Genomic DNA, 14,772 nt, shown 5'->3' with positions numbered 1-14,772 from the left:
ACGGAACTACTTCTTCTTATTTAACTTTAACTGAATTTTTATCAAAACGTTTAGAACGAGTTATAATTGATTTTAATGAATTTGCAAAGATTATTTAATAATCTTTATTTTTAATTAAATATGTGTTACCATTAATTACGTGCAAATAATATGCGGTCATATTATTAAAAGTGAGGTGAGTTATATGGCAAGAGAAGGAATCCATCCAAAATATTTTGATACTAAAATCATGTGTACAACTTGTGGAACAGAGTACATAAGTGGTTCTACTAAAGGAGAAGAATTAAAAGTTGATACTTGTTCTTCGTGCCATCCTTTCTATACAGGTAGTCAACAGTTTACTAATTCAGCTGGCCGTGTTGAAAGATTTAAATCTAAATTTAATAAAAAAGAAGAGTTAGTAAAACAAACAGAAAAAGCATCAAAAGCACAAAAAGAACTTAACAAAAAAACAATGAAACCAAAATATGATAATCAAAAAACAGGATAATTGTTTAACCTTTATCTTGAAAAGATAAAGGTTTTTTTTGATATTTTTAATAAAGTTGCTATTTAAATAAAAACATAATTTCTCAACAATTAAAGTAAATAATAATTTAACTTAACAATAACTATTTTATTGGTCGCATGAAAAAAGGGTTTTGAAAAAAATTATAGATTAAATAAGAATAATAAACCTTTTATTAAAATTGTTTTTTTTATATTTGTAAAACCAAAATTATTAATTGATTCAGAGAAAGGACAGTATCTTAAATATTTACATAAAAACTATAATAACTTTTTGATACCATATTTAAGTTGTATTATACATTTATTAAATATCTTAAAAATCTTTACAAAGTTTACCTGTTTTTCTCCTAATTTAAGGTGTTGTTCTTTCTTTGTTTCAGTTAATTAATTTTGCTATGCCTAATTGTAAAGTTAAGTGCAACTAAATTATTTTTCTAACCAAATATTCGATTGGTGAAAGATAATTTAGTATTTTTCTTGGTCTATGGTTTAAAGACAATATAAATTTATGAACTGCATTTTTCGTGGTATTTGAAAAATTAAATTTTTTAGGAAATTTTTCTCTAATTAACCCATTAGTATTTTCATTAGTACCTCTTTGTCAGGGTGAATATGCATTAGCAAAATAAATTTTCACATTTAAATTTTTTTCAAGTCGTTGTCAATTAGCAAATTCTTTACCTCTATCAAATGTTATAGTTTTAACAAGATTATTTGGAAGAATTGATAAATAATGGCTAATGTTTTCGTTAATAACTTTAGTAGTTCTATTTTCAACTAACATTGCTAAAGTAAATCTTGATGTTCTTTCAACTAAAGTTATTAAACATGATTTACTTTTACCTCGCGATGATACTATATTATCACCCTCTCAATGGCCAACAGTTATGCGATTATTAACATTAACATTTCGTTCTTTAATTGATTTACCATTAAATTTACCGCGATTTTCTTGAGATTTTCGTTTCTTACCTTTTCTTCTTAAATTTTTATTAGTAACCTTTTCAAGTAATCCAGAATAAATTCAATTGTAAATTGTTTTAAAACTAATAATTCATTCTTTATGAAAATTTTTAATTCTTCCATAAATTTGTTCAGGCGATCAACCTAATAATAATTTTTGTTGTACATATTTTACTAATTCTCTATTTTTAAACTTATGAAAATAAACATATGATTGTTTTCTATTTTCTGCTTTATTTTGTGCAATTAATGAAAAATAATGATTATTATCTTTATTTCTATTAACTTCTCGAATAATAGTACTAATACTTCGATTAAGATTTTTAGCTATTTCACTAATTTTTAATTTAAATTTCAATTGATTCTCAATATAAATTCTTTCATCTATGCCAAGATGTTTATATCCCATATAAAAAACTCCTTGCTTTAATTTTTCTAAAATAAACTTAGCATCATGAAATTTTTATATGAAATTTTTTGCAATTTTATTTACTTGCACTTACAAGTATAATTTAACCTATAAAAAACTTAATATCAAGAAAAGAAGAAGATAATGAAAATTAATAAGCAAGAAACGATATGTGATATTGATTTGTAACAATTATCAATATCATTTATTGTAAAATAATTTTTATCAAATAAAGTTTTATTAACTTGTGAAAAACATAAAGATTTATTAAATCAGACAAAAGATAAAAAACAAAAGCTATTTTATCATAAACTAGAAAATTCAAAAATTATCTTTGATTGAGAAACTGGTTTTTTAAAACTTTGATTTTATAAAACAATTTAATGCATTGTGAGCAGTTATTTTAAATAATTAAGTGATTTTATCTTATCATAACATGAGTTTAATCTTATTCCCACAGCCAGCCGAGGCGAGTACTGAAATAGTTTATGAGGAAATATGTAAATCGACGCTAGTTTATTGGAACTAAGCGATAGTGGTGATAAGTACAAGATCAACATCAAACCACAATAAATATTGAGATGATAACTTTATAAATAAATTTGGCAATAGATATTACTTCTTAAAAGTGGTAGCGGTTTTAAAAATCACAAAGCTAGCATTAGGCTCTTCAAGGTGCAAGTTAATTTATTTTAAAAACTTAAAGATATAATGGTCTGAAATAGCGCGGATGAAGATAGAGAATTTTCTGGCGTAATCAATAAAAAACAACTTTCGACTATTGAATAATATACCGTCACAACTCACCTCCAGTAAAGCTGATGGCGTAGTAAATAAATAGATAAATATTTATATAACTAATTATCACTTTTATACTTTCACTTTAAGGTGAGTATCATCAAATTAAAAATAAGAGGAAATATAATGACATAATATAAAAGTTTGTATATTAATAAAAATTGAAATAAAATAACAACATCATTTGATTGAGTTAATTGTAAAGCTGTTGGTTGTCGTATTTCCCACCATAAAATCATTATGATTTACAATTTTATAATGATCAAAAATGTATTTAAATTTATTTTAAAATAAATAATGTTTTATTGTTTCTTATATGCGACATTACAAAATTAATGATATTTTAGATTTACCATTAGATGGTTAAAAAATATTACAAATTGATAAAAAAATCAATCAAATAATTTAGGATATTTATATGAAAAAGAAAATTTGTCTTAAACAAAAATACTGAGGTTATTGTTTTAAATGCAATATAGAAAATAAATTAAATTAATTAATGCTTAAAAGTTATCCAATATCACAAGAAGATATTACTGATGAACATTGAGCATTAAACAATAAAAATAATTAGGAGGAATAAGAAAATGTCATATTGTATTAGTGATTACTTAAATTAAAAATGAATTAATAATAACGCATTAAAAATTACAAATAAAGATATTATTTATGTACAAATTGATAGTGAATATGATTTATGTTGAGAATTAAATTTATATCTTAAATTTGGTAATTAAGAACAATATTTAGTAATATTTCATTGCCAACAGAATTTAACTTAAATTTAAAATGATATGAAATTGATGAGGTTAAAAGTTTAATTAGTGATTATTTAGAAGATGAAAAAGCAAATTACGAGGTGATAAATTATGAATAATATGCGAAAAGATGAAGATGGTAAAGTTTATACAGAAGAAAACTTATTTAATATAACATTATAAAAATGTTATTCATAAGAGAGTGTTTATTAATATGTTGATAATTTAATTATGGATATGAAATTAAAGAAATATAATAATTAATAAATTTATTTTAATTTGTAGAACAACAAAAGATATTGAAATTAAAAAACAAGTAATAGGAAAGAATATGCAGTATTTAATTTAGCAGTTACTCGCCCCATATTCAACACAAAAAAACTGATTTTATTCTTTGTCGAATTTTTAATAAACAAGCAATAGTTTTACAAAAATATTGTCAAAAAGAAAGTAAAATTGCTATTATTGGTGTTTTACAATTTTTTAAAAATAAAGATAATAAAAACGAAGGAATAGTATAAGTATCTAATTATTAATTATTACATACAAATAATGATTCAAAAAAAATATAATATTATCTGAAAAACCAAATGAAATTATTTTAGAAAAACAAATAAATTATAATTCAGAAGATATTAAAGAATTATTTGGTGATAATTATACAATTAAATTAGATTAAACCATTATATATTTATAATGATGAATTACATAAGTATAGTATTTCTATTCTCAGTGTTAGTGAAATTGTTAATATTTTAATACCAAAAGATTTTTCACATATTGATGATAATATTTTATAATTAGCAAAAACTCATGGAGTATGTTTACATAATATGATTGATTGTTGAATAAAAAATAATTTTGATGATAAATTAATTAAGTTTATTGATTGTGATATAAAATCATATAGTGAATTATTTAAAAATTTTACAAAACTATATCAATAAACTTTTAAAGAGGCTCTGTGTGATACAAAAGGCAAATTTATATCTTGTTATATTAACAATAAAATATTTTTAATAAATTGCAATCATTTTTTCAAAAAACATAAATTTTTGTAATTTCATCTTATTTTAAGCATATTTAAGCACGCTAAAAATAATTTATTAAATTTTAACTAATAAATTTATTAAATATTTTCCTGAATTGTAAATATATTTGGGACACTTTATTAAATATTTTGTATTAAATCCAATGAATTTTTACAATTCAGGAAAATAAGAGTAAATCCATTTGATTTCACACTTTATTTAAAGTTTCGTGTCATAAATGAGTTATCAATCTTTAAGCATCAAAATATTAAGTTTTAAGAGTTGCATTATTGATCGGATATTATCTTTAAATTAAAAACTTTTATCATAAAAACAGATTAAATTCTGTTTTCCATACAAAAAATAAAGGATATTTTTATAAATTTCTTTTCAAATAAGGGTATTATTCAATAAATAATGCAAATAAATTTATGTTTTTTAATATAAAAATAAAAAAATAATTTTATAATAATTGTTTTTTGCTGGTTCATCTTATATGACGCCTTTAAAACATAATTTATCAAGGGGCAAAAATTGAAGAAAATATAAAAATATATTGACAATAAAATTAAAAGTAATATAATTTAAGTGATTAGGTGTTATATTATTCCATAACTTCTAAGATATTAATCTTAGCCCTTAAATAATACATACAACCAACATAATTATTTGTTATTAAAATTTTGCAAAATTATCATAATGCAAGGCATATATATTTATTAATGCACTACCATGTATTAATTGTGGTCAAAAACCTTTTAATATGTTTGTCATCTTCTGATTTTCATTTATACATTTGTAATTAAATTCCATCCCGTAAGGTATGTTTATATTTTTTAAAATTTCATCTTTACCATCTCTTCAATTAATTGAAAAATAATTTCTTTTTTAACCCAATCACCTTATTTTTACAATACATAAATAAGTTATACAATAAATTTTTATAAAAATTTATTTAACTAAGTTTTTATTGATTAATATTACCAAAATGCAAAAATAGTAAATACTTTTTATTAGTACTTACTAAAATGGGTGCAGTCTTTATATTAACATTTTTTACTTTCCTTGGTGGCCAGCGCGATGCAAATCACGAAAAGGGCCATCAATCGCAATTAATTCATCATATGTTCCATTTTGAATAATTCCTTGCCCTTTTCCTAATACAAAAATTTGATCAACATTTTTAATTGTACTTAATCGGTGGGCAATTGAAATTGTTGTTTTGCCAACCATAATTTTTTCTAATTCCACTTGAATTTCTTTTTCAACAATATTATCCAAAGCACTTGTCGCTTCATCTAAGATTAGAATTTGGGGATTTTTTAAAATCATCCGAGCAATAACTAATCGTTGTTTTTGTCCCCCAGATAACATGAAACCACGTTCTCCTAAAATGGTATTATAACCGTCTTTTCAACCCATCACTAACTCATACAAATTAGCTTTTTTACAAGCTTCAATAACTTCTTCATCCGTAGCATTAAACATTCCATATTTAACATTATACACAACATCTCCAAATAAAATTTTTGGTTCTTGTTCCACATAACCAACATGCGTTAAATAACTTGATAAGTTTAATTCTTTTAAATTAGTATTATTAACAATAACTTCGCCACTTGTTGGGTCATAAAAACGTAATAATAATTTTGAAATTGTTGATTTACCACTTCCTGTTTCCCCAACAAAAGCATAACTTTTTCCTTTTTCAAAAGTAACTGTTGTTTTTGGTAAAATAATAACCCCGGGTTTTTCAGGATATTCAAAAACAATATCTTTTAAAATAATATCTCCTTTAACTTCTTTTACTGATGGGGCATTACGGTTTGGTTCAATTGTTGTATAAACACGAATTAATTGAATAATTCTTTTTGTTGAAGCGGTTGCCCGTGCTAATCCAGGAACTAACCCTGTCAGTGTTCAAATTGGAAAAGCTAATGTATTAACTCCAGTAATGAAGGCTGGTAAAATTTTCATAACACTGTTAGTATGTTCCGCTCCTTTATTGCCATATAAAATAATGCTTGCTAAAATAACAATAACCGTTAAACTCAAAGAACATAAAATAATGATTGTTGTCATACGAGCTTGAATCCGATTCAAACGACGATTAACACGGTAATATTCTTTATGAATTTGTTCAAAACGAACACGTTCATATTCTTCTGTTCCAGTTGATTTAATTAAAGCAATTGAAGCAATACGGTCTGTTACATCCCCATTAACATCGGTAATTTTAGCACGAACATTTTCTGTTTCTGCTGCTTGTGAACGGAAAGTTACGGCAACAGCAGTCATAAATAATGCTGTTGATCCTAAACAAATTAATGCTAATTTTCAATCAATATTTAACAAGGAAATAGCACTACCAATAAAAATAATTGGAATACTAATTAAGTTAGCTGGCGTTAACTGTGATTCATCACCAATTACTTGGGTATCATTAATTAATTTTGTCATTGTTTCTCCAATTTTTTTATCAGAATAATAGCCAATGTTTAAATTAACTAAATTATTTAACACCGCATTACGTACATCAATTTCAATATTCCGTCCTAACATCCCACCTACTCGTTCTCGAACATTAGTCGTTATTACGGCTACTAATAAATCAACCCCAATAATAATTAATCATATATATCATCTTAATCCGGTTGTTATTGCCGTTGGGTCATCATTAAATTCATATAAAATTTCACTCATTAACTTATTAATTAAAAAAGTCGTTATAACAATTGAAGTGGAACTCAATACCAATGTTAGTAAAATTGTCAACGAACGTAAAATATAACGACGATAATAAATAGCAACTAACTTAAAAAAACTAATGCGATGTGTCTTAATTCGCTTCATCATTTCTAATGGAGTTTCTTGATTATTAGTTTTGTTTTTTTCAGGTAACTCATTGTAATGTAAATTCTTCTCAATTTTATTAATATCAATTAACTCTTTGATTTTCCTCATAACCTCACCTCATTTCTTAAAAAATGCGATCATAATATTTTCTCTTGTATCAATGTATTATATCAAAAAAAAAAATAAAACTTTTTTAAAATTTTAAAAAAGTTTTAGACATATACTCCATAGCAATCAACCAGCTGTCTTTTTGTATTTCTAATAATAAAAATAAAGTAGTATTGACAATATATTTCCCGGTAAAAATTCCAAAGAAAATTCCGATAAAAATTAAAGTATGCTGTCATGATTCAAAAATCGAAGCCATTCCGTCAATATCATGGCCACGATATTGACCAACATCAGTATTACCTATATTTACTAAAATTTTTACAACAATTATTATAAATGAAATTGCTTCAATTAAAGCACATATTGGAATAATAATAATAAATAGTAAAAATTTTTTTACGCAATTAATGTTACTAATTTTATGATGATGATTATGAGCTTTTTTAACATGATGATACTCATGAATATTATGATCGGTCACATTTTCTGACACCGTAATTTTTGCGTAAGCATTGAATAAAATATAATAAACAAATCATGTTATAAGCACAACTAAAATATTAGAAATCATAAAAAACGCCATTTCAATTCAGGTATGATACCCATCAATTAAGTTATGAATTAATGTTAAGGATACTCTTTCTAGTAAATCAAATCCTAACCCAACAATTGAAATTGAATAAATAAATTACTAAAGTATCAAAAAACGTAACCCAAAAATTGTCCCCAAGGAGTTGACACATTAAAAAATTCTAATAAGTTTAATCCAACCGCCACTGTTAAAAAATAGCATAAGTAACAATTTTAAAAGTAATTGAACTTTGATTATATAATTATTTATAAAAAAATGATTTTTAAATTCGTGCTAAAATATTATTATTTTGTACTGTTAAATTACCGTTAGTATTTTTTTTTTTTATTATTTTTTTTTTTATTATTTATAAAAACTATAATTTATTTTTATAAAAATAAATTATAACTAATTTAAATAAAAATAAAAAAAGATTAATATCTATTTTTATTAACAAAGTTACAACATCATAACCAACATTATGTTTTTATTTTCTTAAAATAAAATACCAGTTATTTATCTATAAATCATTAAATTGATCATCTTGTTTCTTCTACTTAAAAACAAGAAATTCCCTTATCAAAATTTAGGTTTCTTGCTTATAGGGTTTACCCCTTCCATTTTTTAAATTTTTTTAAAAACTCGTTTCTTTGGCACTTTTATAAAAAACTCCATATTATTTAATAATAACGTAGGATTTTTTTTTATCCGTCATAAGTTACCTTTATTCCTAATTTTATTAATTAAATTAGCATAAACACTACAATCATAACAAACTGTACAAGCGTGGAGTTTCTTCTATTAACAAAATGTTAATAGCAACTATCTATATTATAACTCATAATTATTATAACTGTATATTCGCTCTTAATTAAACAAATCTAATCGTTATTTATTTTACCCTCTAAATTATGAATTCGTTTAATTAAATCCGCCTTTGAATATCCTTCTTCTTCTAAGCGCGCTTTTTGTACTTTTGTTTCATCAAGTTGAGCGCGTAACACATCATTTTTATCTTGCAACTCATTTAATTGTTGGCGCAAATACTTGATTTCTTTATTAAAATCATTTGTAATGTACTCAAAAATTCGATAATCAATGGCAATCATATCCAAAAACATATCAACATCATTTGGATCATAACCCTGATAATCAACTTTAAATTCTTTATTAATAATATCGGTTGCTCGTAATTTAATTGCTTTCATTTTTGCACCTCATTTGCAAGAAACAAATTACGTTATTTCATAATTAAATTATTGAAAGATAAAAAAACAATAATTCTATTAAATAATCGTGGAATATTTTTATAATCTTTACTTAATTATAATATTCAAAAATATTATGATAATAATATTGGTCTCTTTTTAAAACGACCAGTAACTGTTTTTTCAGTGAAAAAACAGCAATATTTAATCACAAAAAGTTATTTTAAATCAAAAGCTAGGTTGTGATTATTATGGAATTTATTAATACCATTATATTGAATTTTAAACAAAAGAAACCAACCAATAAAAATTTAATTTAAACAATATTAATAATCATTAATTACAACAATTAGCTTTGATTCACAACTATCATATAATTAGTTCTATTATTATTTATTTTCGTATCTATAATTTTTATTTTATTTCATCATATCATAAATTAACAGAATTAATAAAATTAATGCCAACAAAACAAATAACGCTTTCATATTTTGTTGAAAATGGTTATGAACTTTTTTTTGACTCTTCCTAATTTTCTTGATTTTGAACCAATACTTAATCAATTAATCAATTATATTTAGTTAATGATTTTGGTTTATTTTTAAGGTAATTATCAATAAATTTCAATAATTCTTTAAAAGTTATTTTTTTTTCTTGATGACTATTAATAATTAAGGTTAATTGAAAATTATAAATTTTATTTTCTAAATAAGTATTCAGGGTAGCTTTTTCTTGGTCATTAAGCGGTTGTTGTAAAATTTCATTTACTTGATCAAATAAAATATTTTTTTCAACGTTTAACTGTGAGTTTTCAAGTGAAATAATAATTTTATTAAAAATTGGTGATAAATCCATTTCCAAAACATCTTTTTTCATCTTAATTTCAATGAAACCATCTTGTTTCAATTGATCTAACATTTTTTTTGCTTGTGCTTCGGTAAAATTAGAATAATTTGCAATCTCTAACGGCACAATAAACCTTTTATCAGAAGAAGAACGGTTCATAATCAACATGATTAAAACTAACTGTTCTTCTGACAAATTTATTAATTTATAATAACTTAACAAAAAACGTCACTTATTAATGCTGCCTTTGTTAAATAAATTATTTAACATAACAATTAAATCTTTCCTAATTGTTAATTAGTTTTAATGCATCTTTTAATTGTTTAGCTGGTTTAAATTTAGCTGATTTAGAAGCTGAGATCTTGATTGTTTCCCCTGTTGCCGGATTTCTTCCATCTCTTGTTGCTCTTTTATTTACAACAAATTTACCAAATCCCGCAATTGATACTTCATCTTCTTTTATTAAAGTTTCTTTAATTTTATCAAAAATAAAATTTGTAATTTCTTCAGCACGTGATTTTGATAAATCAGTAAATTCTCCTGCAATTTGAGCTGCTAGTTCTTTTTTTGACATAATTACACCTCTTCTAATAAACCTTTTATAATTTTAGGTTTATATTATCTTACCCAATTTTCCAACAAATGTATATCTTTTTAACCAAAAACATTACTTTCGGGCAAGTTTTATAACTAAGAAAAATCGCTTTTGAAGTATTCAAAGCTACAATACTATAGTAATAATTACAGGAAATTAAAATTAATACAACACAACTAAAACAAGGAGACATAATTATAGTATTAATTTAAAAATTAAATTAGCTTGAAAGCAGATTTATAAGTTATTTTTTTGTAATTATTGGTTGGTATTGTTATCTTAAGGTGAAACACTTATCAATGCGTTTTTTAATCAAAATGATATTATAAACCATTATAATGAAAAATTATACCATATATACGCTAGATTTTTTACAACTTTCACACGTTTATCAAACTTAAGAATCATGTTTTGATTCTTAATTAGCGATATTCGCCATCACCAATAAAATAAAAACAAAAGTCAATAATATTCAGTTGCTTTAACATCAGCTTGTTATATTAATATTACATTTATTAATTATAAACAACTGTTTATATTACTACCAACATAACCTTTACCCGATAGTACTTTTGGATGAATTACAACAACTATTGACCATATGACAAATCAAACTGCATTTGTTATTTATGTTTTATTTTTTATGGAAAATAAACAAGAAATTAACTTAAAATAATTTTTTATAACAAACTTTTGAAAATATTTGTTTGTCTTATTAGACTATTGTGCACACACAATGATTGGGTTTTACATCCCTGTGTGTTTTTGTTGATCATTTTAACTTGATCAATAAGCACTCCTGGTGTTGTTAAAAATCGATTATATCCTTACTTCTTTTTGAATATCCACGCATCCCCTTTTAACTTACCCGGATATGTCTGATTTATCATTGCCTTTTTTGTTATTTTAGAAATTATAATTGGTGGTGTTTATTTATATAATTATTGTAATAATAAAATTATTAAAACAAAAATTTACCAAACATTGCGAAAAATATATATTAATAAAAAACCATCACAAAGACTGCACCCAAAAAAGTAAGTAAAATAAAAAAGATTTTGCTAAATTTTTATAGGGGGGCATTTATATGGCAAGAAAAGGCAAAAATATAACAAATATACATCAGAATTTAGAAAAAAGTAATTAAGGAAATTAAACAAAAAAGTTGTTGAATAGTAGCAAAACAATATAATATAAATGCAAATATAATAAAATCTTAATGAGAAAATAATAAAAAAAGGGGAATTAAACAACCCTAAAAAATATAAAATTTCTTTTGGTAAAAAAGATTTTTAATATTATAAAACAAGGTATGAATTATTAAAAAGCTCCATGACTTTTACAATTAAGCAAACCAATAATCGTCTCTTTTATTAAACAAAATTGTTGTGAGTATTCAATAAAATTATTATTAGAAGTAACGGAGTTAAAACATAGTTATTGAGGTAAATATAAAAATTATGACAGTAGCAAAAAAATAAAAAAAATAAAAAAGCAATAAATGATATTGTAAAAGTCTATGAAGAAAATTTAAAACAATTTGGATACCGAATAATTACTAAATATTTTAAGAAAGATTATTATATAAAATATAATTCAAAAAAATTTTTAAGGATTATGATTAATAATCAAATATAACCTGAATATGTAAGAAAAATGATAAGAAAAATGAAGTATGAACAGAATAAAGAAAAAAGTTTATTGCAATATCTTGATTTAATTAATTGTAAATTCAATGATATAAAAACAAGGTTTTTAGTACTATATACTGATGTAACATATTTAATTTGAAAAGGAGAAAGATATTATCAATCAACAATTATTGATTAATATACTAAATAAATAGTTGATGTAAAGTGATCTAAATATAATGACAATAAATTAGTAATAGATAATTTAAATTATGCAATTAATAAAATAAAATTAATAAAAAAAGATCTGAATGGCATAATAATTCACCTCAGATCACGGATATCAATACAAATTCGTTATTTATCACGATAAATATTTATCTAACGATATTATAATTTCAATGGGGAAAAATTATCACTATGCAGATAATATTGTTATAGAAAGTTTTTATTCATTACTTAAAAAAGCTACAATTTGGATATGTTTCAATAAGTTGAAACATATTTATGTGGATTTTCAAATAAAATATAATTATAAAGAAAATAGGAATATAAAAATGGAATTAAGTAATTACTAATTAATTACTTTACTTGTGTTAGCGGGTGCAGTAGGAATGGGTAGTATTGTTATTATTGGAATATCTTCTAAAAAAGTTAAAAAATATAAAGCAGAAATTAGAGAATTAAGAACGGCTGTTATTGCCCACGAAAAACACATTTACAAGGACCTGATTATGCAAAATAATTGGCCCTTAAAACAGGTCAAATTAAAAATGTTAAAAAACAAGTTAAAGTAAACGACAAAAAACAAAAAAAGATGTTATTAGACAACTAACAAATAGTGTTTAAAAAAAATAACCTTAATTGGTTATTTTTTATTTTTATTTGCTGTGACTTATATAAAAATTAATAAGATATTTTATTCGTTGCGAATAAGTATCAAAATTTAATTTATTTCAAGCTTTTTCTTCATTTTCATTTAAGTGAAAACATTAACATTTCGAATTTTGCAATAATAATATTTTCTTGTTTTTTGATTATATGAATGTTTCATAATATTAACCATCATAATTAGCAATAATAATGGCATCTCGTAAATGATTACTTATTTTATCATTATTATATTTTCAATCTTTACCATATTGATAAATTAAATTACTATCTTTATCAAATTATCATATACAACTATCATTGTATTTACTTAAATTTTCCATATTTTTAACAATTGATTTAGTATGTTTTGATGATACTCAATTAATATTGAGTACTTTTTTGTATTGTATTTAACTGTTCCAATTACTTTTTAATAAATCGGTCTCCATTTTTACTCGCATTATCAGATGTATATAAACAATCTTCAATATTAATAATTACATCTGATATTAACACATCTAAAATAATATCGGATTGTGTAATTCAATAACGATGTATATATTCGGATTTATCAATTAATTTATTATTTTTAAAAGCAACAATAGCGGTAGTGCCTGTTCCTGACTGGTAAATACCTATTTTTATCAAGTTACTCAATCCTCATCGTTGTTATTATTAACTACTGGTACTAAATTATAAATATCTTCTTCTTTAACTACATTATTGTTTGTGTCCGCTATTTCTTTTGTATAAGATTGTTGTGGAAAAAGGGGGGTTATTTAACAAGTGTTCATCACTCATCTGCCCCTTATTTTTGGCGACAGTAATATCATTAAAAGGTATATAATCAAAATTACCATCTTCTTTTATTTCTTTTTCATCTAAATCAATGTCAGTAATATATATAACTAATTCTTGGGCTAATTTACGATATAATTTTGCTTCAACCATTTCTTTTGGTCATTTATTTCAAGGTGAATATTCACTATTTCCACTTGAACTACTATTTTTTAAACGGTCAATATCGGCTTTTCTTAATAAAATTCCTTTTATTTCACCAGTTAAACGATTAACACCGAAATCATAAGCACCAATAATTTCATTATAATCACTGGTATTTGCATTAAAATTAATCTCATTAATTTTTAAGCAATAATTTATAGTATCACATTCAAATTTTTCATTTTTAAATATAATAGATTTTCTTGGACTATATCCTGCTTCTTCAATTATTTTACAATAAACTTTACTGTCAATAATAGTAGTTAATTTATTTTTAAATGGAATAATATTAAAATCTTTTCCAAAAATTAAACCTTTATTACTTAATTTAATAATTCCTAAGGCTGTAATTTTAACATTATCTGCATTATTAATTAATTGTAAATAACTTTGTCCTTTTTTCATTTTTAATTCTTCGAGTGCTAAAATATTTTCTTTTAAGAATTTCTCATTAACTTTTAATTCATATTTAATAATTGCACCTTTAATATACCGTTGTAATTAATTTGTCATTTTATTTTTCTCCTTTATTTATTTTAAATTTAATTCCGTTAACTCCAATATTATTAATATCTTTATTACTATCTCATTATTTTTTAATTTCGTTTTT

13 protein-coding genes and 1 other RNA gene are annotated in these 14,772 nt (G+C 23.2%); 5 read left to right on the top strand and 9 right to left on the bottom strand.

Annotation, left to right across the window (positions count from 1 at the left end):
* The first annotated feature begins 184 nt into the window (after positions 1 to 184).
* Positions 185 to 490 (top strand): 50S ribosomal protein L31, encoded by a 306-nt coding sequence (gene rpmE, locus ACE38S_RS01170; protein ID WP_374696003.1) that lies wholly within the window; start codon positions 185 to 187, stop codon positions 488 to 490.
* A 441-nt stretch (positions 491 to 931) separates the two neighbouring features.
* Here rpmE and ACE38S_RS01165 read toward each other — a convergent pair whose 3' ends face one another.
* Positions 932 to 1,882, bottom strand: coding sequence for an IS30 family transposase (locus tag ACE38S_RS01165; protein ID WP_374696002.1), 951 nt, complete (start codon positions 1,880 to 1,882; stop codon positions 932 to 934).
* 1,921 nt (positions 1,883 to 3,803) lie between these two features.
* Between ACE38S_RS01165 and ACE38S_RS01160 the strand changes: the two genes are divergently transcribed.
* Positions 3,804 to 3,959 (top strand): single-stranded DNA-binding protein, encoded by a 156-nt coding sequence (locus tag ACE38S_RS01160; protein ID WP_374697105.1) that lies wholly within the window; start codon positions 3,804 to 3,806, stop codon positions 3,957 to 3,959.
* A 1,566-nt stretch (positions 3,960 to 5,525) separates the two neighbouring features.
* On the opposite strand, the gene ACE38S_RS01155 is transcribed toward ACE38S_RS01160, so the two are convergent.
* The 6 genes from ACE38S_RS01155 to ACE38S_RS01130 all read right to left on the bottom strand — a co-directional run bounded on the left by ACE38S_RS01155 (position 5,526) and on the right by ACE38S_RS01130 (position 10,635).
* Positions 5,526 to 7,433 (bottom strand): ABC transporter ATP-binding protein, encoded by a 1,908-nt coding sequence (locus ACE38S_RS01155; protein WP_374696001.1) that lies wholly within the window; start codon positions 7,431 to 7,433, stop codon positions 5,526 to 5,528.
* An 85-nt stretch (positions 7,434 to 7,518) separates the two neighbouring features.
* Positions 7,519 to 8,007 (bottom strand): hypothetical protein, encoded by a 489-nt coding sequence (locus tag ACE38S_RS01150; RefSeq protein ID WP_374696000.1) that lies wholly within the window; start codon positions 8,005 to 8,007, stop codon positions 7,519 to 7,521.
* 465 nt (positions 8,008 to 8,472) lie between these two features.
* Positions 8,473 to 8,841, bottom strand: an RNA gene (gene rnpB, locus ACE38S_RS01145) — RNase P RNA component class B.
* A gap of 47 nt (positions 8,842 to 8,888) precedes the next feature.
* Positions 8,889 to 9,215 (bottom strand): DivIVA domain-containing protein, encoded by a 327-nt coding sequence (locus tag ACE38S_RS01140; protein ID WP_374695999.1) that lies wholly within the window; start codon positions 9,213 to 9,215, stop codon positions 8,889 to 8,891.
* Positions 9,216 to 9,770: 555 nt separating this feature from the next.
* Positions 9,771 to 10,331 (bottom strand): DnaD family protein, encoded by a 561-nt coding sequence (locus ACE38S_RS01135; RefSeq protein WP_374695998.1) that lies wholly within the window; start codon positions 10,329 to 10,331, stop codon positions 9,771 to 9,773.
* Positions 10,332 to 10,347: 16 nt separating this feature from the next.
* Complete coding sequence (locus tag ACE38S_RS01130; RefSeq protein ID WP_374695997.1) at positions 10,348 to 10,635, bottom strand: HU family DNA-binding protein; 288 nt, start codon at positions 10,633 to 10,635, stop codon at positions 10,348 to 10,350.
* 858 nt (positions 10,636 to 11,493) lie between these two features.
* Between ACE38S_RS01130 and ACE38S_RS01125 the strand changes: the two genes are divergently transcribed.
* From ACE38S_RS01125 to ACE38S_RS01115, 3 genes are all read left to right on the top strand, one after another.
* On the top strand, positions 11,494 to 11,697 hold the full coding sequence (locus ACE38S_RS01125; RefSeq protein WP_374695996.1) for a hypothetical protein: 204 nt from the start codon (positions 11,494 to 11,496) through the stop codon (positions 11,695 to 11,697).
* A 627-nt stretch (positions 11,698 to 12,324) separates the two neighbouring features.
* Complete coding sequence (locus ACE38S_RS01120) at positions 12,325 to 12,486, top strand: hypothetical protein (RefSeq protein ID WP_374695995.1); 162 nt, start codon at positions 12,325 to 12,327, stop codon at positions 12,484 to 12,486.
* Between the two features lie 394 nt (positions 12,487 to 12,880).
* The gene (locus ACE38S_RS01115; protein WP_374695994.1) at positions 12,881 to 13,084 is read left to right on the top strand and encodes a hypothetical protein; all 204 of its coding nucleotides are present in this window, start codon (positions 12,881 to 12,883) and stop codon (positions 13,082 to 13,084) included.
* 499 nt (positions 13,085 to 13,583) lie between these two features.
* Here the strand turns inward: ACE38S_RS01115 and ACE38S_RS01110 are convergent, their stop codons facing one another.
* Both ACE38S_RS01110 and ACE38S_RS01105 read right to left on the bottom strand, forming a co-directional pair.
* Positions 13,584 to 13,808 (bottom strand): hypothetical protein, encoded by a 225-nt coding sequence (locus tag ACE38S_RS01110; RefSeq protein ID WP_374695993.1) that lies wholly within the window; start codon positions 13,806 to 13,808, stop codon positions 13,584 to 13,586.
* Positions 13,809 to 13,880: 72 nt separating this feature from the next.
* On the bottom strand, positions 13,881 to 14,567 hold the full coding sequence (locus tag ACE38S_RS01105) for a recombinase RecT (RefSeq protein ID WP_374695992.1): 687 nt from the start codon (positions 14,565 to 14,567) through the stop codon (positions 13,881 to 13,883).
* Between the last annotated feature and the right edge of the window lie 205 nt (positions 14,568 to 14,772).

The organism is Spiroplasma endosymbiont of Polydrusus formosus (genome assembly GCF_964263245.1).
In the GTDB taxonomy this organism is placed as follows: Bacteria; Bacillota_I; Bacilli_A; order Mycoplasmatales; family Mycoplasmataceae; genus Spiroplasma.
The sequence above is the reverse complement of the archived record's forward strand: the minus strand, read 5'-3'. Positions and strand labels throughout refer to the sequence as shown.